The sequence below is a fragment of the Paucibacter sp. XJ19-41 genome, from assembly GCF_028462495.1.
In the GTDB taxonomy this organism is placed as follows: Bacteria; Pseudomonadota; Gammaproteobacteria; order Burkholderiales; family Burkholderiaceae_C; genus Roseateles_E.
In genome coordinates this window covers 1-1,234 of record NZ_JAQOWX010000270.1, presented here as the reverse complement: position 1 = coordinate 1,234, position 1,234 = coordinate 1, and the positions used below count along the sequence as shown (strand labels likewise).

Genomic DNA, 1,234 nt, shown 5'->3' with positions numbered 1-1,234 from the left:
GGGCAAGTAACGACGAGGGCTCGACGATGCGCGGATCGGATGGGTTGCAAGAGGGGCTGTTCACGCTGGCCAAGCTCGACGACTTCGTGCCAGCGGATCACCCAGTGCGGGCGATCCGGTTGCTGGTCAACGAAGCTCTTGCAGGGCTGAACAGTCGGTTCAACGCCATCTACGCCGACAGCGGCCGGGCTTCCATCGCACCGGAGAAGTTGCTGCGAGCCATGCTCGTTCAAGTGCTGTTCTCGATCCGCAGCGAACGTCAGTTGATGGAGCAGGTTCGTTACAACCTGCTGTTCCGCTGGTTCATCGGCCTGGCCATCGACGACGCGGTCTGGGATCACTCGGTCTTCTCCAAGAATCGCGACCGGCTGCTGGAGCACGCTGTGGTCGAAGGCTTCTTCACCGAGGTGATGCGCCTGGCCGACAAGCGCAAGCTGCTGAGCAAGGAGCACTTCTCGGTGGATGGCACGCTGATCCAGGCCTGGGCCAGCCACAAGAGCTTCGTGCCTCGGGATGGAGACGATCCGGGCAACGATAGCGGCGGGCGCAACGCCGAAGCCGATTGGAAGGGGCGCTCCCGCAGCAACGACACCCACGCCAGCACAACAGACCCGGACGCGAAGCTGTTCCGCAAGGGCAACAACCAAGCTGCGGTGCTGGCCTACCAGGGGCACGTCTTGATGGAGAACCGTTCGGGCCTGGTGGTCGGCGCGGTCGTGACGCAAGCCGATGGCTACGGCGAGCGTGCGGCTGCCATGGCCATGCTCGACACGGTGCCAGGCAAACATCGCAAGACGCTGGCCGCAGACAAGGGCTACGACACCCGGGACTTCATCGCCGAGTGCCGGCGCCGCCGCGTCACGCCACATGTGGCCAGCCACGCGACGCGCTGGGGCGGCAGCGCGATGGACGGTCGCACCACGCGCCATGCCGGCTACGCAGCAAGCCAGCGAGTGCGTAAACGCATCGAGGAGCACTTCGGCTGGGGCAAGACGGTGGGCCGCATCCGTCAGACCGTCTACCGAGGACTCAAGCGCGTCGACCAGCACTTCAAGCTCACGATGACCGCGAGCAACATCGTGCGAATGGCTCGAATACTGACAGCGATGCCGCAAGGAGCGCAGCGATGAACGGCCAGGGATGCCGTCCATGCGCGAGCATCAAGCCTGGAAGACAGCATCCTGTCGCCACTCAGACCTGCCGTCCCGACGACACCTTCTTCGACCAGCCCTCA

1 protein-coding gene is annotated in these 1,234 nt (G+C 64.4%); it reads left to right on the top strand.

Annotation, left to right across the window (positions count from 1 at the left end):
* The first annotated feature begins 26 nt into the window (after positions 1–26).
* Complete coding sequence (locus tag PO768_RS28880; RefSeq protein WP_272648802.1) at positions 27–1,130, top strand: IS5 family transposase; 1,104 nt, start codon at positions 27–29, stop codon at positions 1,128–1,130.
* The last annotated feature ends 104 nt before the right edge of the window (positions 1,131–1,234 follow it).

Bases quoted from the DNA above. Each gene is read 5' to 3' on its own strand.
- PO768_RS28880 (WP_272648802.1), top strand. From the start codon at position 27: ATGCGCGGATCGGATGGGTTGCAAGAGGGGCTGTTCACGCTGGCCAAG.